The sequence below is a fragment of the Hymenobacter sublimis genome, from assembly GCF_023101345.1.
GTDB classification, from domain to species: domain Bacteria; phylum Bacteroidota; class Bacteroidia; order Cytophagales; family Hymenobacteraceae; genus Hymenobacter; species Hymenobacter sublimis.
The window spans coordinates 1,942,895-1,962,787 of the sequence record NZ_CP095848.1; the positions used below are offsets into that span (position 1 = coordinate 1,942,895).

Genomic DNA, 19,893 nt, shown 5'->3' on the forward strand with positions numbered 1-19,893 from the left:
GGTCACACTCCAGAGAGGCTAACCCAGATTCCTCGCGCTGCTCGGAAGGACAGTTTTGCGTTTCAGGAGCATGATTTGAGCAGACAACCGAATACCAAACGGACAGTAAACCAACAGCCCGTCATGCTGAGCCTGTCGAAGCATCTCGACCGTTACCTCCAAACGTGCGGACGGAAGCGGTAGAGATGCTTCGACAAGCTCAGCATGACGTTCTTTTTGGTGTAAGACTGCCTTACTAATTACTGTCTATATCCCTTTTAGGCCGTCCTGCAGAGGCGCAGCCGAAGCATCTGGCGTGCTGACGTTGCCAAACTAACCCAACGATTCGAGCGAGATGCTTCGGCTGCGCCTCTGCAGGACGGCCTATTAGCTTACTAATCCGCCGCTTTGGTGCGGACAGCAATGGACGGGAACGGTGCAAAGATGTGCTCCGGCATTATGGTCTTCAATCGGAGACAGTACTAGTTGGCGGCTCCTAACTCTTTTCGCCCGTAGGAAAGCGCGACACCCTATTTCATAAGGTAGGGTTGCGGTTTGTGATAAGTCTCACCTTTTGAAACAGCACGGTGAGGCGGCTGCGAAACTCGGCCAGGGCCAGCGGAAACGTGTCCTGGTAATGCAGGGGTAGGTATTTATTGAGCACCCAGTAACCGTAGCCCAGACTGGCTACCAGCGTGAAGGCCGAGGCCACCGCCGCCCCGTAAATGCTATCCGTGAGCTTGATGCACAGAATGTCGGCGGTGGTGTTGATAGTCAGGGCAATAAGGACCTTAATGAGGTTGAGCTGGGGCTTGTTGATGATGTCGAGGGTGACGCCCAGAAACCGCTCAATGGGGAAGAGCAGGGCGCATATAATCATGATGCGGTAGATGTTGGCTGCTTCGGTGTGCACGTATTTCTGCCCGCCAATGGCCAGCACAATCACATCGGCAAACACCAGCACGCCCAGCGTAATCGGGATGAAGATCAGGGTGAGGGAGCCGGCGTATTTCTTGAGCGTGTGGGCTACCTCATCGTTGCGCTTGCGGTTCACGGCCGCCGACATATCGGGCATGGCCGTAGCCAGGCCGCTGCGCAATGGAATTTCAATGATTTCGAGCAGGCGCTGAGGCAGGTTGTAGACGGCCAGGGCGGCCGGCCCCAGCATAAACTTGATGATGAAGGTATCGGAGCTGCGCAGCAGGGTAGCGCACAGAAACGTGCCGAAGCTGTACTTACCGAAGTGAAACACCTCCCGCACGCACTCCATCGTTTTGTGCCGAATTGCGCCCAGCCGGGCCCAGCCCATTACCAGCGTTACCACGCTCGTGAGCAGGGAGCTAGCCAGAAACGAGTACACAATGCCCAGCAAGCTGATTTTCCCGAGCCAGTAGAGCAAAACCGTCAGCAGAATAAAGGAGCCCTGGTTGAGCAGCCGAATCGTCAGGATGGCATCGAAGCGCTGCTCGGCCTGCAGGAGCCACACGGCCACGTTGAACGGCAGCGTAACCACCAAGCTCAGGCCGAAGTAGCTGAGCAGTAGCAGCACGCCGGCATCGGTGGTGTAGGGGGCCAGCGGTAGGGTTGCCAGGTTGAGCACCACGAAAAAGCCCGTGACCAGCAGGCCAATAAACCACGACGAGCCAGCTACGGTGGTCTGGCGGGCCAGGTCGGCGCCGGCGTAAAACTTAATCAGGGGCGTTTGCAGCAGGCCTGTGCGGAAGGTGTCGAGCAGCAGAAAGGCAAACTGAAAAAACACCCAGTTGCCCATATCTGTCTCGGGCAGAAAGCGGTACAGGATGCTGTAGGTCAGGATGCTGAACACGGCCATCACGCCGTTGCCGGTCAGGGATAGTACGTGTCGGTTTTTAAAGACGGCGAGCATCAGGCAAGGGGGCGTAGAGGTGGGAACAGGGCCGCGGGCAGCCCGCAGCCGTAGGGGAGTGCGCGGTGTCAGGCAGAAACCAGGGTGGCAGTAGGCGCGGCCGGCGCGGCAAGAGCACCCGCCGAAGCTGCCCGGATGGCCGCGTAAATCTGCCGGACGCTGTTTTCCCAGGTATGGGTAGCGGCAAACGCGGCGCGGCCCTGCCGAAGCTCCTTAGAGTCTTCGGCCAGCGCCTGCTCAATCAGCCGCACGTAGTCAGCGGCCGACTCGGCCAGGTAAGTATAGTCGGCGAAGATGTCCATGGCCTGGGTGCGGGTAGCCACCACGGGCTTGCCCAGGGCCAGGTACTCGTCAATCTTGCGCGGGTAATTGCCGATGGTCATGTCGTTGACCAGCTGGGGGTTAAGGCACACGGCAAACTCCCGAATGTAAGCCGGTAGCTCCTCGGGCGCCTTCGGCCCGAGGAAGTGGACGTTGGGTAGCTGGTGCAGGGTGCTGGCCTTGAACGCCTCATCCTCGGGGCCCACCAGCACTAGGCTCCAGGTGGGGCGCTGCTCGGCAAGTTGCTGAAGCAATGCCAAGTCAAGCCGCAGGCTCACCAGCGCCCCCACGTAGCCAATCAGCGGCCCCGGAATGCCGGCCAGGTCGGCTGGGGTGGTAGCCTCGGCGGCCGGCGCTGGCGCTACGTCGCAGCCCTGGCCCACGTAGTGGGAGTTGGGGTTATAGCGCCGGCAGTAGGCCGCCAGGTAGCTGGAATTGGCCACGCACACGTCGCTCTTGGCAATAAGCTGGGGCTCCAAGTGGCGGCCGTGTTTGCGCCAGTAGTCCACGGCCAACATGTAGTCGCGGGAGTAGTACACGCTCACGGCGGGCTGGAGCAGCTCTTTCAGGTAGAAGCTGCGGAAGATGTCGTTGTCGTTGAACAACACGAAATCCTGGAAATCCAGGGCCGTGATGCCGCGCCGGATGGCCCGGGCAAAGCGGCGGTTATTCAGCTTGTTGAACACGGTGTACACCGGCGAAGGTGGCAGCCAGTTGATGGATTCGGCAATGGTATCCGGGGTGAGCACCCAGAGGTTTTCGCCCACCGTTTCCAGGGCCTGCTCCTGCCCTCGAAGTATGCGCAGGCGGCGCTGAATCCGGGCTTCGTGGCGGTGCTTGAGCACCGTGTTGCGGTCCAGGGGCGAGTTGACGTAGAGCACCCGGTTGTGGCGGGCAAACTCCAGGGCAATGTTCTTGCAGTTGCTGCCGATTTCGGTGTCCCAGGGCTGCTGCCCCACCACCACTATATCACGACCTTGTATCGGGCTTTCCATAAATAATACGGGCTAGGAAACGGGGTGGAGCGGGGCAGCCAGCAGCAGGTCGTCCACCAGGTCTAGCACGGTGGCGTCCACTTCCGGGTCGAACTTGCGGGCGAAAAGCTGGGGGCTGGCGCGCAGGGCCTCAAAATCCACGGTGGTCAGCACCTTGGGGTTGGCCCCGCCCTGGCTCCAGTCGATGTAGCGGTAGTTGTTGTTGACGATAGTCGGGCGGTAGGGCGAGTTCATCAGAATGGTCGAAATCAAGAACTCATCGGAGCCCCAGGTAAACATCGTGAAGCGGCGCAGACCCGGATTATTGTCCAGAAAATCAACCAGATACTGCGCGCAAGGGCGGCTGATGGTCCACCAGGAGCCGTCTTTGCCGCCGTACAAGGTGTAGGGCAGCGGAAACGTGCGCTTGGGCAGCAGCCAATTGATGGTGGCTTGCAGGAAGTACTGGCCCTTGAAGTGGAAGTAGGTGGAGTGGTACTTCTCCACCCGCGTAATGGCGTGGGCCCACCACTCCGAGTTTTCCTCGCTCGACTCAAAGGAAAGAAAGGACCGCCCCCGGTTGCGCGCCAGAAAATCGTAGATGGTTTCGGCGGGCTTGATGGGGTAGTCTTGGGCACTCATCAGGTTGATGAAGTCATACTCGATGCCCGTGGCCAGAATTTCGCGGGTGCACTCCACAATGGCCTTGGTAAAGCGGTAGGAAGCCCAGCGCACGTACAAGCGGGTGGTAGTCAGGCGCACGCCCGGTAACTCTTCCAGAAAGGCAAACTCCCGGCGGTCGGCCTTGGCATCCAGGTGAATGTAAAAGTCGAAGCCCTCGTGGGCCAGGGCTTTCACCAGGCGGGCAAGTTGCTCGGGGCCTTTATGCGCCATTATCAGGTGGGCTATTCTCATCGCCGAGGGAAGTTGGGTGAACGGCTACCAAACGGGCGGGTGGGGTAGAAGCAGGGCAGAATTCAGGCTTTCGGAATGCTCAGGTTTCCTTCGAGGGTCTGGTTGCGGGCCGCCTTTTCCCAGGCTGCGGGCTGGGCATTGCGCAGGTAGCGCCGGAAGCCGGCAAACACGGCCAGGTTCATTAGGGTGAAGTAGAGCGGCACCAGCAGGGCTTTGCGGCTGCGGCCCCGGCTTTCGGCGCGCCAGCCCAGGTAGGCCAGTCCGTAGAACAGCACCTGCCCGGCAAAAAAGGCCGCGTAAAACCCACCCTGCACGCCAGCCAGCACCGCGCCCAGCACCAGCAGCAGCACCAGGGCCACGGGCGTAATGCTCCAGCGCAGCACCCGGTGCGACACGTACAGGAACGTTACTAGCGGCTGCCGCACCGGGTTCAGCAAGGAGCGCAGCCGTACCATGGACTGCCAGCCGCCGGCGCAAATGCGGATTTTGCGCTTCATTTCTTCAGCCAGGGAAGCCGAAGGTGCTTCCGCGGCGTAGGCGGCTGGCTCGTATACTACCCGGTAGCCCTTCTCCACAATGCGCAGGGACTGAATGAAGTCGTCCAGAATGGTGTCCTTTTCCAGGGGCTGGAACAGGTTGGAGCGGAAGGAAACCAGCTCGCCAGCCGCCCCCATCAAGGAGTAGATTTCGGAGTCGCAGCGCTTGAGGAAGGACTCGTACTTCCAGTACAGCCCCTCGCCGGCCCCGGAGGCCGAGTTGTGGGCCAGCACCTTTTTCTCTCCCGAAACGGCGCCTACCTGCGGGTCCTGGTAGTGCTTGACCATTTCGCCCACGGCTTCGGGGTTCAGGAAGGAGTTGCAGTCAGTGAATACCACGTAGGGCGTGCGCACAAACTCCATGGCCCGGTTTTCGGCCAAGGATTTGCCGCCCCGGAAGGGGGAGTGTAGGTGCTCTATCTGGGGGTAGCGGGTCAATACTTCGGCCGAGTTATCGGTGGAGCCATCGGTGATAAACAGGAGCCGCAGTTTCTCGCGGGGGTAGTCCAGGGCCAGGCAATTGGCGACTTTATCATCCAGAATATCGGCCTCATTATAGGCCGGCACCACCAGCGTCACCTCAGGCACAAAGGGCGCCAGCGGCCGCGCCGGCCGCACTGTGCGCGCAAGGCGGGCTAGTGCCCAGGCCACCAGACCGTAACCCACGTAGGTATAAAATGCCACGGCAAAGGCCGCCCAAAACAAGTAGAGGTACACGTTGCTCATCATAAAGGAGTAGCCTGAGTAGCAGAGGAAGTGCAGCGTAGCGCCGCTGGGCGCCAGCAGCTGCCAAAACGAGGTAAAGTGAGACCTGGCGGCGTCGGCGCTAGGATTGCTGACGAGCCCGCAGACCCCGGATGAAGCCGAACACCAAGCAGGCCGCGGCAGGTAGGGCAATGATTTCGAAAGGCATGGTTTGCTGGTGGATAAGGAAGTGACGTGGACCCCACCCCAACCCCTCCCCGGTGGGGAGGGGCTTCGGTTACTGTGGCAATGTCAGCTAATGACCGTGAACAAAGTCGTTGTAATGCTAACCTAAGCCCCTCCCCACCGGGGAGGGGTTGGGGTGGGGTCAATGCTCCATAGAAGCATCCAGGGTCTGGACCCGGTGGGGCGTGGCGAGGAAGGCGGTTTTGGAGCGGTTGATGCGCAGCAAGGCCAGCACCATGCACAGCAGGGCGTAGGGCAGGCGCACAATGGCCGTTAGGAGCTGCTTGTTGTAGAGGCGGGCGGGCAAGGAGGCCAGCAGCGTGAGGCCCAGCACGGTCAGCAGACCCGCCCAGAACAGGGGCGAGGGGCCCGCCGGCAGCACGAAGCTCAGCCCCGCGGACACCACCAGCAGCATGCCCAGCACCCCAATCAATAGCATGCGCGGCACCAGAAAGGCCTGCACTACCTTGTTGAAGAACTCGAAGTTGTCGTGCTCCATGAGCTGTTCCAGGCCCTCGGCGGCGTATTTCTTCAGAAACTCGAACTGCGCGGCCAGCCAGCGGCTGCGCTGCTGGGTAAACACCTGGGCGTTTTCGACCTTCTCATCATACACGTACACGTGGTCGAGGTAGCAGATTTTCTCCTGGTCGCGGGCAATGCGGAAATCCAGCTCCTTGTCCTCGCCTACCGTTTCGCCAATGCCCATGAGCAGCTGGCGCAGGTAGCCAAACTCGAAGGCCATGCCCGAGCCGATGAGAGCTGCCGAGAGGCCCACGGCAAAGTGGCCCTTGCGGTAAATGTGGTTATTGATTTCCTCGTTGCAGGCGTCGAGCAGGGCAAAGGCCGAGTCGGTGTTTTTGGCCGTGCGGTGGGTTTGCACTACCTGGTAGCCGGCCTCGAAAGCCTGGTTCACTGCCTCCAGGCAGCCCCGACTCATGATGTTATCCACGTCGAGGACCATGGCCACCTCAAATTGGTGCTGGGGCAGGGCCTCCAGGGCGTAGAGCAGAGCTTTGCCTTTGGTGCTGCGCTCAAAGTGCACTTCCAGCACTTGGGCGCCCATTTCCCGCAGGGCGGCTACCGTTTCGGGCTGTAAGCCGTCGGCTATAACGCACACGGCGTGCCCACCGCTGTAGGCGTGGCGCAGGGCGGCCCGGGTGGTTTCCAGTATCACCGTGTTTTCGCGGTAGGCCGGAATGAGCACGCACATGGTGCGGGCCGGGCGGCGACGCTGGGTGCCATGCGTAGGGGCCGTGACGCGGGGCTGATTCAGGTGGCCGGCCACGGCAAAAAACAGCAGGTAACCGCAGTTGAGCGCTAGGTAGATGCCCAGCACCCACAGCAGCCCATCCAGAAGAAGCGTAAAAAGGGTCATAGTGCGGCGGTTAGGAGGTAGCGGAAGAAGTGCCCAGGTGCTGCAGGTTCCACCACAGCCCGCGCCCCAAGGCGCGCAGGTGGCTCCACTCGGAGCGGCGCGAAAACGTCACGGCTTTCTTGGGCAGGGCCGCCAGCAGGAACACGCAGGTGCTCGTCCAGAACGACCAGCCGGTGAAGTTGCGGCGGATGAACAGCAGGCGGTTGCGGTTCATGTAGTAGGTTTTCAGCACCGACGACTTGCCCACCGACAGGGACTCTTTGTGGTAAATTGTCGATTCGGCTACGTAGTGGCAGCTGTAGCCCCAGCGCTTAATGATTTCGCAGTAGTCCAGCTCCTCGTAGTAGAGAAAGTACACCTCTGGCATCAGGCCCACCTCGTCAATCACGCGGCGCGGCACCATCATGGCGGCCCCGTCGGCGAGTTTGGTGGGGCCGGAGGTGTTGTGCTGGCCGGCGTCGGGCTCCCCGTGGCCGATGGTCACGCTGCGGCCCGTCCAGGTGTTGATGCCCCGGGAGCCGGCGTACTGAATAACATCGTTGGTGCCGTAGAAGATGATTTTGGGCGAGGCAATACCGGCGTCGGGGTTGTTTTCGAACAGCTCAACCAAGGGCTCCAGAAAGCCCGGGGCCACCTCCGTGTCGTTGTTGAGAAACAGGATGTACTTGCCCGTAGCCTGCCGGATGCCCAGGTTGTTGCCGCCGGCAAAGCCCAGGTTCTTATCGGACCGAATGAGCTGCACTTCCGGAAACTGCTCCGTAATGATGCCGGGGTCATCGGTAGGCGAAGCGTTGTCAACGACAATGATTTCCACGGCCGGGTACGTGAGCTGGCGCAGGGAAGCTACCATCTCGCAGGTTACCTGGGCCTGGTTGTAGTTGATGGAAATAATGGATACCAGAGGCGTTGCCATAGACCAGTTAGTGCTGTACAAGTTCAGGGTCCGAATCCAGCCGCGGCCCCAGGAAAATAAAGGCCCAGGAGATGTACACGATGATGGCCGAGGGCATGAAGTTGATAACCTCGTTGCCGTAGCTGCAGAACAGGATGCCGGCCGCGCCGGCCGTCAGGGCGTTGAGCTTCACCCGCAGCTTGGGGTCCCGGATGTTCCAGACGATGCCGCAGCCCTTGCCCACGATGTAGAGCATGATGCCAAACCAGATGATGAAGCCCACAATGCCGTACATCACCCACACCTTCACCCAGTAGCTGTCGGGCGGAATGGTGGCCAGGTAGCTGCCCGGGTTGTACTTGATGCCCCAGGCCCCAATGGTGCCCACGCCGCCCCCGAAAGGGTGAGAATCGAGGTAGTTGCGCAGCACCAGCTGGTTGTTGAGGCGCACGTTCAGGGAGGCGTCCTGGGGGTCCAGGGCCGTGCGCATGCGGTAGATGTTGTAGTTCGTGTCGCCGATGTGGGTGTACTTGAGCACGTACAGCGCCGATAGGGCTAGCACCGAGCCCACCACCAGGGCCTTGATGTTCTTGCTGATCAACAGGGCTACCCCAATCCCGACCAGCAAAGCGAACAAGGCCCCGCGGGTACCGGAAATGAACATGCCCGTAATCAGCAGCCCGGCCGCCACGAGCAGCAGCGTTTTCTGCCACTTCTTAAACGGTCCGAACCCCAGAATCAGGGCCACCAAGGCAATGTGGGCCTGGGAAGCCCCGAACTGGCCGGCGTCGCTGTAGAAGGAAAACACCCGTAGCTTGCCCCAGAGCAAATGGGTTTTGGCATTGCCCTCATCCAGAAACTGCTGCTCACCGGGCGAAAGGCCGATATAGAGCTGCTTTAGCCCATTGAGCGTGCCCAGCACCGACAGCCCAATCAGCAGCACCAGAAACAGGTTCAAATCCTTTTTCTGGTTGAACAGCAGCAGGCTCAGGGGCACCGTAAGCAGCCAGTAGAACGAAGCGCTCCGAAACTCCTGCACCCACCCCATGACGCTGGCCCCGGACGGGTTGCCCAGCTCCAGAATGTTTACCACAAACCAGAACAGGGTCAGCAGCACCAAATCGTTTTTGATGTAGCTCCAGTCGAAGCGGCGGTGCTGCACCAGCACGGCTACGGCCGTGGTAACCAGTAGCCCATCAATGGCCATGCCGTAGGGCGCGCCGCCTACCTCCCGATCAATAATAAAGAACAGGAAGCAGTAGCAAAGCAAGGCAATGATGCCCACCCGCGGCGTCGTAAACAGGATGATGACAAACGGCACCACCACCGCCAGCACAATCAGCAGGGCCGGCACCAGCACCCCCGCCCGCGCCGTACCCCAGCCCACCGCCACGGCCGCCAGCACCCCCAGCAGAAGCTGAAGCCCCCGGCTTTTGAAGCTGGCTGATGATGCGTAGTGACTCATGAGGTCGTGGTAAACAAGAGGTAGCGGGGTAGGAAGTGGGAGGCGTTATGCCCGCTTTGCCAACTTCCGTTCGTAGCGCTGGGCTAGGGGTTGAGTAAGCCTTGCAGCGGGCGTGGGGGTAGGCCGGCCCGCTTGCCGCCGGCCGCTTTCACCCGAGCGCCAATGAAATCCGTCACGTATTCCGGCAGCACGCCGTTGAGTACTACCTCAATCGGGGCCTTCGATACATTTTTGATGTTCTCGAAGATCTTTTTGTCGGCCTGCTCCCAGCTGCGGGTGGCTTTCACGGCCACCAGAATCAGGTCGAGGCTTTGCAGCAGGGAGGCGGGGTAGGTAGCTTCTAGCAAGGCCGGAAACTCCACGATGATGACGGCATTGTTGTAGGTGCGCGTGCCCGCTAGGTCGGCTACTGTCACGCCCTGCGACAACCCCTGCAGGGGCGAGTAGTAGGAGGTGTGGCCCTCCAGCCAGGCGTGGTCGGCGTGGTCATTCGGAAACAAGCCCAGGGTTTTGATTTTCATGCCGTTCAGGCTGGCCGTGAGGGAGGTAACCAGGGTGGTTTTGCCCTCGCCGCTCTGGCTGCTGAGCACCCCAATCATGAAGGGCTTCGTGGAGTCGTCCTTCTGGTGCATTTTCAGCAGCAGCTGCCGGGCCAGTTGGTCTTCGGCCCGCTGGGCGTCCAGGAGCTGCTTTTGGTTGAGATTAGTAGTGTTCGGGATGATGCCCATGACCGGAAAGCTGGTCACTTTGGTCGCCAAGGCGGGTTTCTGCAGGGAGTTATTGAGCAGGTCCGCCGCTACCACGCCCGCCCCCGTAAACAGGAAGGACCCGATCAGGCCACCCAGCAGCAACACCAGCAGCCGGGTGCCGCCCGCCGTGGCCGGCAGGTTCGGCGGGTCGACTACCTTCAGTTGGGAGGCCAGCTCCACGTTCTGCTGGGAAAGCTTGCTCTGCTTCAGGCCCTCTACCTGCGACATGTACTCCTTCTCGGCTATTTCCACCTCCCGCCGGATTTTGCGGATTTCGGCCCCCAGCGGCACCAGGCTGTTGTACTGGCTGGTGAAGTTCTCCTTCTGCCGGCGCATGGAGCTGAGCTGGCCGCGCAAATCCTCTACCTGCAGCACATTCTTGGTGTAGTCCTGCAGCAGGTCTTTCACGGCCACGCCCTGGGTTGAGCGGGTGTCGGCGTCGTAGCTGCTCACGGCCTCGTCCAGGCTGTTGCTGATGGTAGTTACCTGCTGGGTAAGGGTAGCCAGGCGGGCCGCCCCGTCGGGGCTGTTGGCGCTTTTGTTTAGCAGCTCCACCTCCGCAATCTGTCCGTTTAAATCGGCTAGGCGGTTGCGCAGGCGCAGAATCTCCTGGCTTTTCAGGTTGGACACGCCCCGCTTGCCCAGGGCCGACTCCGTTGATTTCAGAGCCGAGCTGGCGCCAGCGTACTGCATTTCCAGCTCGTTGAATTTATCGGCTGTCAGCTGGCGCTCCTCCGTGGAGGTAATCATCTGCTTGTCGTAGTCGACGATGTTGTGCCGCTGGTGGAACTGCAGCAGCTTTTGCTCGGCGGCCTGCAGGCGGGCGTAGGCTTTTTGGGTGGCCGCGTCGAAGTAGCCAATGACGTTTTCGTTTTGGCCCACAAACAACTCCTTGTGCTTGCGAATAAACACCTGGGTGAGAATGTCCAGGGTTTCGCGGCAAATCTGGGGGTTCTTCGAGCTGTACTCAATCCGGAGCAAGTCGCTGTCCTTAACGCGGCTGGCGGAAATATTCCACATGGCCGCCTCGGAGTAGTAGGGGTGCTTGGAGTAGAACAGCTTGTACACGGCGTTGGTGTTGCTGGCCCGGTAGGCGGCCGTTAGGTTGGCCAGGGTTTCCTCCTCGGTGCTGCCGGCCAGGGTAGCGGCCAATGAATCTAGCAGGGGCTGGTCGGCGGCCGCTAGCTTGGTGGGCAGGAGCACGCGCTGCACCGAAGCCAGCAGGCCGCTTGGCGCCGCCGAGGCTTGCTGGGGCCGGGCGGCGGCCGTAGCGCCGGTGGCTTTGCGCTCCAGCAGATGGCGGGCCAGCAGGCGCAGGCACACCTCCTCGCGGGTGTCGCGGGAGGTAATCAAGGACAGCAGGTTGTCAAAGGCTGTGGAAGCGGCATTCCACCCGCCCCCGGCCGCGTTGTTGTCACCGTCAATCTTATAGCCCGAGGCAATACCAGTGTAAATAACCGTGTCGGAAGTGTACTTCTTATCCCGGTTGCGGCCAAAATAGAACACGGAGGCCGTGGTAACCAGCGGCACGAGCAGCAGCAGCAGCCAGTGGCGGCGCAGGAGGCGGTAGAGGTCTTTCAGGGTCATCTGCCGGTCATTAAAACATGGAGGGAAGTACCCAGAAAGTCTTCCAGCAGCAGCATGGCCGTCTGGTACTTGTTGCGGGCTTCGGCCTGAGCCAGCAGGGCCTTGCCGTGCAGCTCCGTGGCTGCCATCTGTTCATCCACCTGCATCTCGCCGTTGCGGAACTTGCTATCGGCCAGCTTCTTGCTAATGCTGGCCGACTGCACGGCGTTCTGGTGGTGCTGCAGGTTGGCGTGGGCCAGGGCCAGTTCCTGGTACAGCAGAATCACCTGGCGGCGGATTTCCGTTTCGCCCACGGCCCGCTCCGCCACAGCCTGCTGCAAAATCAGCTCTTGCTTATGCACGGTGGCGCGGCGGTTGGCCAGTTGCTCAAACGGCACGGCCATGTTCAGGCCTACCGTGTACTGGGCCCGGGCACTCAGCGAAAAAGCATTGAGCTGCTGAATGCGCTCCGTGGAGCCGTTGGTAGCAAAGTAGGGCAGCGTGCCGTAGCTGTAGCTGGAGGTCAGGGCCAAGGTGTTCAGGATCTTCTTGCGCGCCAGTCGGATGTCCTCACTGGCTACCTGCTTGGCCAGCTCCAGCTTTTCAATGCCGGCCGAGTGACTAATGGCGGCTTGGTGCAAAATGGGCAGCACAGCCTCGGGCGACTTAAAAAAGCGCTCCTCCCACGTTTCGGTAGGGGGGGCGGGCGGCCCCGTTTGGGCGCGGGCCAGCAGCGGGCCGGCGGCCAGGGCCAGGCAGCAGAGTAGAGTTTTCATCAAACGTTTTCCTTTTGCAGCAGGGCCGGGAAGGTCCGGAGCAGAATCTTAAGGTCTTTGCGAAAGGAGTAATTGGTGGCGTACTCCACGTCCAGGGCTTTGCGCTCCTCGGCCGACATGTCGCCGCCTTTGCCCCGCTTACTCACCTGCCAGAGGCCCGTGATACCGGCCGGAGCCAGGAAACGAGTGGCAAACTGGTCGGTGGTAAGCTTTTCGGCCTCGTAGAGGGGGAGGGGCCGGTTGCCAACCAATGACATATCCCCGCGCAGCACATTGAACAGCTGGGGCAGCTCATCAATGCTGGTGTTACGAATGAACAGCCCAATGCGCGTAATGCGCGGGTCGTTGGCAATCTTGATGAAGGTGGCCTCTTCCCGCGCCTTTTTGGTTTGGGCGTAGTACTTCTCACAGATCAGGTTGCCGTTTTGGTCAATCAAATGGTTCTGGCAGGGCCCGTCGTGGCCCGCGTGGCAGGCGCACGCACCCGGCGCAGGAGCAGTGGCGGGGGCTGCGGCCTGGTACTGGTTCAGGTTTTTCACCGAGGCCAGCAGCTGGTCGGCATCCTGGCGCATAGACCGGAATTTCCAGAAGCGAAACTTGCGGTAGCCCGTGCCCACCCGGTAGGAGTAGTACAGCACCGGCCCCTTGGATTCCAGCTTAATCAGCAGGGCTACCAGCAGAAATAGGGGTAGCAGAGCCAGCAGAATACTGGCGGAAACCAGGATATCGAAGGCCCGCTTGGCCACCGGCATCTGCAGGGCGCGGGTAGCGGCGGAGCGCTTGCGGGCGGTGGTTTTCTTTGGGTTGCGGTGTGTGAGTGGCCGCCAACTGGGCAGCAGGGGCTGAGGAGGAGGGCCGGAAGGGTAAAGGTTAGGCGCAGTAGCATTCATAGCCAAAGAGTGTTGGTAGCAGTCGACCAATACAGAAAGGGAATTTGGGGTAGGGCAGAGCGGCAAGCGGGTAGCAGCAGGCAGTAAACTCAGGCCCGGACGCGGCCCAGCACGTTTTTAATCCTGATTTCCAGCTCCTCAGGGTTGAAGGGCTTCACGATGTAATCGTCGGCACCCTGTTTCAGGCACAGGATTTTCTTGCTGCTTTCATCGGCCACCGACAGCATCAGCAAGGGGGTGGTGGCGTGGGAGGCGTGCGCCCGCAAGCGTTTCAGAAACTCCAGCCCGTCCATTTGGGGCATCTCGTAATCAGCCACGATGGCGTCGGCCTGGTGGCCTTTCTGGAGCCAGTTTAGCGCTTCTTGCCCGTTGGAGGTCACTACTACATCATACTCACCAGAGAAATAGTGTTCCAAAATCAGGCGAATGGAGGGCTCATCGTCCACGATAAGCAGTTGTTTTTTGGGTACTACCATACGGGCGGCTGGTTATGGTGAAAGGAAAAGTTGAAAACCAACTTAAACTTGTGTTACTAATTCAATAAAATTTTGCCTTTTTTAAGGCAATTTTATGGAGTATGGCACGGTACAGCGCACCAATACGCCTTGGCGCAGCTGTAGCCGCTGACCAAGGTTGGTGGGGAGCAGTAGGGTGGGAGAGGGAGAATTATAGGCGCTAGCAGGGGAGCAAGGGCGCCAGTAGAGCAGAGCGGTTAGGCAAACACTAGTTGTTTGCCAGGAAATGAGGTAGTAGAACATGCCCGCTCACCGTGCCAACGGCTGTTTCTACTACTATGTGAAGCGTGAAGGTGATACACAAACGGCTGGTGGACGGAGAAATCAGGGAGTAATGAACTCCTTGTTTATCCCGGGCGCTACTTGGTTAGTATAACCCACGGTGCTGATAGTACGCAATTCTGGAGTTAGAGTTGATTAATATGTAATTATAACAATTAAAAATTTAATTAGATAAGGATACCGTCAAAATTTATGGTAGAATAAGATTAAATAATTGTGTCTATCCGCGGGATGCCGTTTTGCCTTCGGTATCAGGTGCACAAGTTGACCACCGACAATGGGTGTGAGGCTTAGTTAATTAATTATTAACTATTGATTATCAGTATCTTAGTTAAGATACGCAAGTTTCGTGAATTGCAGGAGGGCCAGCGGCCGAGCTTACGTGGCAGTAGCTACCCACGCTGCCGTGGGCTAGGCAGCAGGAGGTGGCTGGTCGGGGAGCGGCTGGCGCAGGTGGTCGGCAAACAGCTCCACGGTGCGACTGGTAATAGCACCGAGCAGCTCCAGCAAGCTCATCAGCGGGGCGGCAGCCGTTACGGGTGGCTGCAGGGCCTGCTCCAGCCGCTGGAGGCAGCGGATTGCCTCGGCCATCTGCATGCTGCCGTACGTCGATTTTAGGCTGTGAATCAGCTGGCCTGCCGTGGTCCAGTGGCCGTGGCTCACGGCACTTTTTAGGGCGTGCAGCTGCCCCGGCACCGTATCCAGGAAGAGTTGCTGCATTTTTCGGATGAAGGCCGCATCGTGGGCCAGCCGCCCGAGCTGGGAAAAATCGTAGGTTGGCTGGGGCAGGTCGGGGGCCACGTCGGTCCGGCCCAGGGTGCGCACCAGCAGCCGGTACAGATCAGCTTCGTGGTAGGGTTTGATCAGAAAGTCCGTAAATCCGTGCTGGCTGAAGGTCTGCACTTCGGCGGGCATGGCATTGGCCGTCAGGGCAATGATGGGGGTCTGCTGGTTGGGGTTGGGCGTAGCGCGCAGGTCGGCCGTGACTTCCAGCCCCGTGCGCAACGGCATCTGAATGTCCATTAGCAGCAGGTCGTAGGGGTGGGAGCTGGCCAGCTCCAGGGCTTGCTGCCCATCGGTGGCAATGGCTACCTGCACGCCCCAAGTTTGAAGTAATGAGGTGGCCAGCAATTTATTAACGGGGTTGTCTTCGGCCAGTAATATGTGGAGGCCCTGCAGTAAGCCCGGAGCCAGCGGGGGGAGCACGGCCTCCGCGTAGGGCCGGGCGGCACTGATGGGGTAAGCCAGCGAGAAGCGGAAGCAGCTGCCCTGGCCCGGCCGGCCTTCCAGCCAGATGCGGCCGCCCTGCAGCTCAATCAGGCTTCGGCAGATGGCTAGCCCCAGCCCCGTGCCCCCGTACCGGCGGGCGGTGCTGCTGGTGGCCTGGTCAAAGGCCCGGAATATTTCCTCGGCCTTGTCCATGCTGATGCCAATGCCGGTGTCGTCCACGCAAAACTCCAGGTAAACCATAGCCGCGTCCTGGTGCTGCACTTCCACGGAAACCGTAATCTGGCCTTCTTCCGTGAATTTGAGGGCGTTGGTGAGCAGGTTCAGCAGAATTTGCCGCAGCCGCAGGGGGTCGCCCTCTATTATAGGTAGCGCGCCCGGACTCTGCACCAGGGTTTGCAGGCTGATGCCTTTCTTCTGGGCCATGTGCTGCACTGAGCGGGTGGCGTCCCGCACGGTGGCTTCCACGTCAAACGGTACCCGCTCCAGCTCCATCTTGCCCAACTCTACCTTGCTGAAGTCAAGAATGTCGTTGATAACATTGAGCAGGTTTTCGGCCGTGGAAGCAATAATAGCCAGGTTTTCCTCCTGTTGCGGCGTAATAAAGCTTTCCTGCAGCAGCCGGCTCAGGCCCATAATGCCGTGGATGGGGGTGCGGATTTCGTGGCTCATGGCCGCCAGAAACGCTTGCTTCCGCTGCACCGATGCCTCCGCCGCCAGCCGGGCGCGCCGGGCCAGGCGCAGCGCCAGGGCCTGGCTGACCTGCTGGGCCAGTAGCTGCAGAAACTGCTGCTGCTCCGGGCTAAAGGTTCGGCTCACCACGTCACTCACGCTTAGTACGCCCACCACATAGCCTTCGCCCGTACGGATGGGGTAGCCGGCGTAGGCCACTACGGGGGTATCGTGGTAAGTGAGTGGGGTAGCGGCAAACAGGGCGGGCGCACTCATTGCGTCCAGCAGGAGCAGGTCGTTGGCTTGCAGGGTGCGCGCGCAGAAGGACCGGGCCCGAGGTATTTCCGGCAGCCAGCTGCCGGTTTGGGCCTTGATCCACTGGCGGGTTTCGTCCAGAAAGCTGATGCAGGCCACCGGCGCCGCGCACAACCGCGCCGCCTGCTGCACCATGTCCTCAAACTCTGGTTCGGCTTCGGAATCCAGAATGTCCAGCGCCTGCAGCGCCAGGAGGCGTTCCTGTTCGCCGTAGTAGGTCCGGGAGTTATCGGCTTCCGCCAGTTGCTGAGGCGGCCCGCTGGTTACTTGTAATTCCATACACCGCTTCCTGTAGTAAGCCCGCCGCTGGCCGGTGGCGCCCGTGCTCCGCAACCCCCCTTTCAGCTAGCTTAGAGCGAGGTAGCGCCGCCCCCGCAAACCCGCTGCTGGCGGTGCGTGGCCGAGCATATTACAACTATAGCAAATTAAAGTTTTATTAGTTGTTAATATAGTTCTATTAAACGTGGATTAGAGTGAAGCCTGTAGTCGGTGAGGGTAGCACAGCAATACCCTGCCGGCGCTGCTGTTACGTGCAGTCTACTTCACCTTCCAGGCCCCCGGCAGAACGCTTGCGTTGGGGTAGGCACGCTGAGATATTCGGGCTGGAAACTGGACCTCAATTTCAGCGCCGCTTTGGTTAACATGTTACCTAGCCGCTCCTGCAGGTGCGCTTCGGGCTGCCTATCTTGCAAACCAGGGCCGCCGTAACCACCAGCATTATGCACCAAGAAGACACTCTATTTACCGCGCTAACGCAAACCCACGCCCGCATCAAGCCCTATATTCACCACACGCCGGTGCTTACCTCGCATCTGCTGAATGAGTTGGCCGGGGCTACTTTGTATTTTAAGTGTGAGAATTTCCAGCGCATGGGCGCTTTTAAGATGCGCGGGGCCGTTAATGCCATTATGCAGCTTTCGGCCGAGCAGCAGCGGCAGGGGGTTGTTACGCACTCCTCCGGCAACTTTGCCCAGGCCTTGGCCTTGGCCGCCCAGAGCCTGGGTGTAACGGCTTATATTGTAATGCCCAGCAATGCGCCGCGGGTGAAAAAAGAGGCTGTACTGGCCTACGGCGGCCAGGTGATTGAGTGCGAGCCTACTCTCAGCGCCCGGGAGCAAACCGCCCAGCAACTCGTAGCTGAGCGCGGAGCCACTTTCATTCACCCCTCCAACGACCTGCATGTGATTCTGGGCCAGGGCACGGCTGCTCTGGAGCTGCTAACCGAGCAGCCCGACCTAACTTACCTGTTCACGCCAGTGGGCGGGGGCGGGCTGGTGGCGGGTACCATTCTGGCGGCCCAGGCCTGCGGCCGCAACTGCCGGATAGTAGCCGGCGAGCCAGCCACCATGGACGATGCCTACCGCTCCCTGCAAGCTGGCCGCATCGAGAGCAATGCCGGCGGCGACACCATAGCCGACGGGCTGAAAACGCAGCTCGGTGACATCAACTTTCCCCTGATTCAGCGGGGCATTGACGCTATTATTCTGGTTAGCGAGGATGAGATTATTGCCGCCATGCGCCTGATTTGGGAGCGGCTGAAAATTGTGGTAGAAGCCTCCAGCGCCGTGGCCCTGGCCGCCCTGCTCAAAAATAAGGCCTCCTATGCCGGCCAGCCGGTAGGAGTCATTCTCTCGGGCGGCAACGTGGACCTTGGGAAACTGCCGTTTTAGTAACCAGCCCGAGCAGGCGACGTCTGCTCTGAGAAACTCCAGCCAGTCTGCGCACCTACTTCCGTTTGTAGATAGGTAGCAAAAAGCCCGTCATGCGGAGCCGGAGGCAAAGCATGACGAGCTTAGCTTGATGAGAAACTTGACCGTTCATGTATGCTTGGACGCTTTTGGCTACAACGCAAAAAGCCCAGCCACTCCGGCCGGGCTTTTTGCAGTAACCCCGGAAGTACCAGCGGTTACCGTAAGCCCAGCCGGTTGCGCTTCCAGGCCGAGCCGGTAGCCGCTGGCACTTCCGCCGAAGCGGGGGCGGCGCCGGGTTTCTTTTCCGTCAGGAGCATGGCCGTGAGCACAGCGGCGAGGGTGGCCGTGGCTTCGTCCGGGGCGGCGGGTTTCAGGGCCTCGGGGCTGAAGTGGTCCTTGATAAAGTTGGTGTCGAAGTTGCCGCTCACGAAGGCGGGGTGCTGCAGCACGTAGCGGCCGAAGCCCAGGGTAGTTTCGATGCCGGTAATCTGATACTCGTCAATGGCGCGCAGCATCCGCTCAATGGCCTCCTGCCGGGTAGACCCGAAGGTCACGAGCTTGGCAATCATGGGGTCGTAGTAAATCGGAATGTCCATGCCCTGCTCAAAGCCATCATCCACCCGCACGCCGGGGCCCTGGGGGCGCACGTAGGTAGTCAGGGTGCCAATGTCGGGCAGGAAGTTGTTCTGCGGGTCCTCGGCGTACACGCGCAGCTCCAGGGCGTGGCCCTGAATCTGCAGCTCATCCTGGCGGAAGGCCAGGGGCTGGCCCTGGGCTACTTTGATCTGCTCTTTTACCAGGTCGAGGCCCGTGATTTGCTCCGTCACGGGGTGCTCTACCTGCAGGCGGGTGTTCATCTCCAGGAAGTAGAAGTTGCGCTGGTCATCGAGCAAAAACTCCACGGTGCCAGCGCCAGTGTAGTTGCAGGCCCGGGCCACGTCCACGGCGCAGCGGCCCATTTCGGCGCGCAACTCGGGGGTAAGCACGGCGGAAGGAGCTTCCTCAATTACTTTCTGGTGGCGGCGCTGAATGGAACACTCCCGTTCAAACAAATGCACAATGTTGCCGTGCTCGTCGCCCAGCACCTGAATCTCGATGTGGCGCGGGCCGGTCACGAACTTTTCAATGAACACGGCCCCGTCGCCGAAGGCCGACACGGCCTCGTTGATGGCCAGCTGCATCTGCTCCTCAAACTCCTCCACGTGATGCACCAGGCGCATACCCTTGCCGCCCCCACCGGCCGAGGCCTTAATCAGAATGGGAAACCCTACCTGCTGGGCAATCTGCTTGGCTTCGGTTACGTCGCTGATGGCCTCGGCGGTACCCGGTACCAGCGGAATATTATAGGCTTGCACGGCCTGCTTGGCCGAGAGCTTGTCGCCCATAATGTCCATGGCCTCGGGCGAGGGCCCCACGAAAATCAGCCCGGCCTCCTTTACCATACGAGCAAATTCCGCGTTTTCGCTCAGGAAGCCGTAGCCGGGGTGAATGGCGTCAACGCCCAACTCGCGGCAAACCGCCAGAATTTTGTCGCCGCGCAGGTAGCTGTCCTTGCTGGCCGGCGGACCCACGCACACGGCCTCGTCGGCGTAGCGCACGTGCAGGGCGTTGCGGTCGGCCTCGGAGTAAATAGCCACGGTTTGCAGGCCCATTTCTTTGGCCGAGCGCAGCACGCGCAAGGCAATTTCGCCCCGGTTAGCGACGAGCAGCTTGGTGATTTTCTTCATGTAGGAGAGAGGGTAGCGGGTGGGAGAGGTAGGAGTAGGGCCTGATAAAACCCCGCCATGTCAAGCGGAGCGAGGAATGACGGGCTGAATTTAGGCAGCCACATTGTTCCAGCGCCCAAAGAAACGCCATTCCGGCGGCTCCGTAAAACGCGCCGGTGCATTTGTGCCGGGCAATTTCAGGGTTGGATGCCTCCCAAAAGGCGGCTACCTT

14 protein-coding genes are annotated in these 19,893 nt (G+C 60.2%); 1 reads left to right on the forward strand and 13 read right to left on the reverse strand.

Annotation, left to right across the window (positions count from 1 at the left end):
* Positions 1-514: 514 nt before the first annotated feature.
* From MWH26_RS08210 to MWH26_RS08265, 12 genes are all read right to left on the reverse strand, one after another.
* Positions 515-1,864 carry a lipopolysaccharide biosynthesis protein gene (locus MWH26_RS08210; RefSeq protein ID WP_247976815.1) on the reverse strand — a complete coding sequence of 450 codons (1,350 nt, stop codon included), beginning with the start codon at positions 1,862-1,864 and terminating at the stop codon, positions 515-517.
* A gap of 68 nt (positions 1,865-1,932) precedes the next feature.
* A complete protein-coding gene (locus tag MWH26_RS08215) occupies positions 1,933-3,180 on the reverse strand; it encodes a glycosyltransferase (protein WP_247976816.1) in 1,248 nt (415 codons plus the stop codon).
* 12 nt (positions 3,181-3,192) lie between these two features.
* Positions 3,193-4,074 (reverse strand): beta-1,6-N-acetylglucosaminyltransferase, encoded by an 882-nt coding sequence (locus MWH26_RS08220; RefSeq protein ID WP_247976817.1) that lies wholly within the window; start codon positions 4,072-4,074, stop codon positions 3,193-3,195.
* A gap of 62 nt (positions 4,075-4,136) precedes the next feature.
* Positions 4,137-5,507: a glycosyltransferase family 2 protein gene (locus MWH26_RS08225; protein ID WP_247976818.1), complete on the reverse strand. Its 1,371-nt coding sequence runs from the start codon at positions 5,505-5,507 to the stop codon at positions 4,137-4,139.
* A 175-nt stretch (positions 5,508-5,682) separates the two neighbouring features.
* Positions 5,683-6,915 carry a glycosyltransferase family 2 protein gene (locus MWH26_RS08230; RefSeq protein WP_247976819.1) on the reverse strand — a complete coding sequence of 411 codons (1,233 nt, stop codon included), beginning with the start codon at positions 6,913-6,915 and terminating at the stop codon, positions 5,683-5,685.
* Between the two features lie 10 nt (positions 6,916-6,925).
* The gene (locus MWH26_RS08235) at positions 6,926-7,828 is read right to left on the reverse strand and encodes a glycosyltransferase family 2 protein (RefSeq protein ID WP_244696116.1); all 903 of its coding nucleotides are present in this window, start codon (positions 7,826-7,828) and stop codon (positions 6,926-6,928) included.
* A 7-nt stretch (positions 7,829-7,835) separates the two neighbouring features.
* On the reverse strand, positions 7,836-9,272 hold the full coding sequence (locus MWH26_RS08240; protein ID WP_247976820.1) for an O-antigen ligase family protein: 1,437 nt from the start codon (positions 9,270-9,272) through the stop codon (positions 7,836-7,838).
* 83 nt (positions 9,273-9,355) lie between these two features.
* On the reverse strand, positions 9,356-11,608 hold the full coding sequence (locus MWH26_RS08245) for a hypothetical protein (RefSeq protein ID WP_247976821.1): 2,253 nt from the start codon (positions 11,606-11,608) through the stop codon (positions 9,356-9,358).
* Positions 11,605-12,363, reverse strand: a complete 759-nt coding sequence (locus MWH26_RS08250) for a TolC family protein (RefSeq protein ID WP_247976822.1) — start codon at positions 12,361-12,363, stop codon at positions 11,605-11,607. Before MWH26_RS08250 ends, MWH26_RS08245 begins: the two co-directional genes overlap by 4 nt.
* Positions 12,363-13,253 carry a sugar transferase gene (locus MWH26_RS08255; RefSeq protein WP_247976823.1) on the reverse strand — a complete coding sequence of 297 codons (891 nt, stop codon included), beginning with the start codon at positions 13,251-13,253 and terminating at the stop codon, positions 12,363-12,365. The genes MWH26_RS08250 and MWH26_RS08255 overlap by 1 nt, the downstream gene beginning before the upstream one ends.
* A gap of 89 nt (positions 13,254-13,342) precedes the next feature.
* Positions 13,343-13,729: a response regulator transcription factor gene (locus MWH26_RS08260; RefSeq protein WP_244696122.1), complete on the reverse strand. Its 387-nt coding sequence runs from the start codon at positions 13,727-13,729 to the stop codon at positions 13,343-13,345.
* A gap of 732 nt (positions 13,730-14,461) precedes the next feature.
* Positions 14,462-16,543 (reverse strand): ATP-binding protein, encoded by a 2,082-nt coding sequence (locus tag MWH26_RS08265; RefSeq protein WP_247976824.1) that lies wholly within the window; start codon positions 16,541-16,543, stop codon positions 14,462-14,464.
* A gap of 440 nt (positions 16,544-16,983) precedes the next feature.
* Here MWH26_RS08265 and MWH26_RS08270 point away from each other — a divergent pair, with 440 nt between their 5' ends.
* Positions 16,984-17,934 (forward strand): pyridoxal-phosphate dependent enzyme, encoded by a 951-nt coding sequence (locus MWH26_RS08270; protein ID WP_247976825.1) that lies wholly within the window; start codon positions 16,984-16,986, stop codon positions 17,932-17,934.
* A 236-nt stretch (positions 17,935-18,170) separates the two neighbouring features.
* Here MWH26_RS08270 and accC read toward each other — a convergent pair whose 3' ends face one another.
* Positions 18,171-19,682 carry an acetyl-CoA carboxylase biotin carboxylase subunit gene (accC, locus tag MWH26_RS08275; RefSeq protein WP_247976826.1) on the reverse strand — a complete coding sequence of 504 codons (1,512 nt, stop codon included), beginning with the start codon at positions 19,680-19,682 and terminating at the stop codon, positions 18,171-18,173.
* Positions 19,683-19,893: the final 211 nt, after the last annotated feature.

What these genes read in the sequence shown, in the direction of transcription:
- MWH26_RS08210 (WP_247976815.1), bottom strand. Translation starts at nt 1,864, where the DNA reads ATGCTCGCCGTCTTTAAAAACCGACACGTACTATCCCTGACCGGCAAC.
- MWH26_RS08215 (WP_247976816.1), bottom strand. Translation starts at nt 3,180, where the DNA reads ATGGAAAGCCCGATACAAGGTCGTGATATAGTGGTGGTGGGGCAGCAG.
- MWH26_RS08220 (WP_247976817.1), bottom strand. Translation starts at nt 4,074, where the DNA reads ATGAGAATAGCCCACCTGATAATGGCGCATAAAGGCCCCGAGCAACTT.
- MWH26_RS08230 (WP_247976819.1), bottom strand. Translation starts at nt 6,915, where the DNA reads ATGACCCTTTTTACGCTTCTTCTGGATGGGCTGCTGTGGGTGCTGGGC.
- MWH26_RS08235 (WP_244696116.1), bottom strand. Translation starts at nt 7,828, where the DNA reads ATGGCAACGCCTCTGGTATCCATTATTTCCATCAACTACAACCAGGCC.
- MWH26_RS08240 (WP_247976820.1), bottom strand. Translation starts at nt 9,272, where the DNA reads ATGAGTCACTACGCATCATCAGCCAGCTTCAAAAGCCGGGGGCTTCAG.
- MWH26_RS08245 (WP_247976821.1), bottom strand. Translation starts at nt 11,608, where the DNA reads ATGACCCTGAAAGACCTCTACCGCCTCCTGCGCCGCCACTGGCTGCTG.
- MWH26_RS08250 (WP_247976822.1), bottom strand. Translation starts at nt 12,363, where the DNA reads ATGAAAACTCTACTCTGCTGCCTGGCCCTGGCCGCCGGCCCGCTGCTG.
- MWH26_RS08255 (WP_247976823.1), bottom strand. Translation starts at nt 13,253, where the DNA reads ATGAATGCTACTGCGCCTAACCTTTACCCTTCCGGCCCTCCTCCTCAG.
- MWH26_RS08260 (WP_244696122.1), bottom strand. Translation starts at nt 13,729, where the DNA reads ATGGTAGTACCCAAAAAACAACTGCTTATCGTGGACGATGAGCCCTCC.
- MWH26_RS08265 (WP_247976824.1), bottom strand. Translation starts at nt 16,543, where the DNA reads ATGGAATTACAAGTAACCAGCGGGCCGCCTCAGCAACTGGCGGAAGCC.
- MWH26_RS08270 (WP_247976825.1), top strand. Translation starts at nt 16,984, where the DNA reads ATGCACCAAGAAGACACTCTATTTACCGCGCTAACGCAAACCCACGCC.
- accC (WP_247976826.1), bottom strand. Translation starts at nt 19,682, where the DNA reads ATGAAGAAAATCACCAAGCTGCTCGTCGCTAACCGGGGCGAAATTGCC.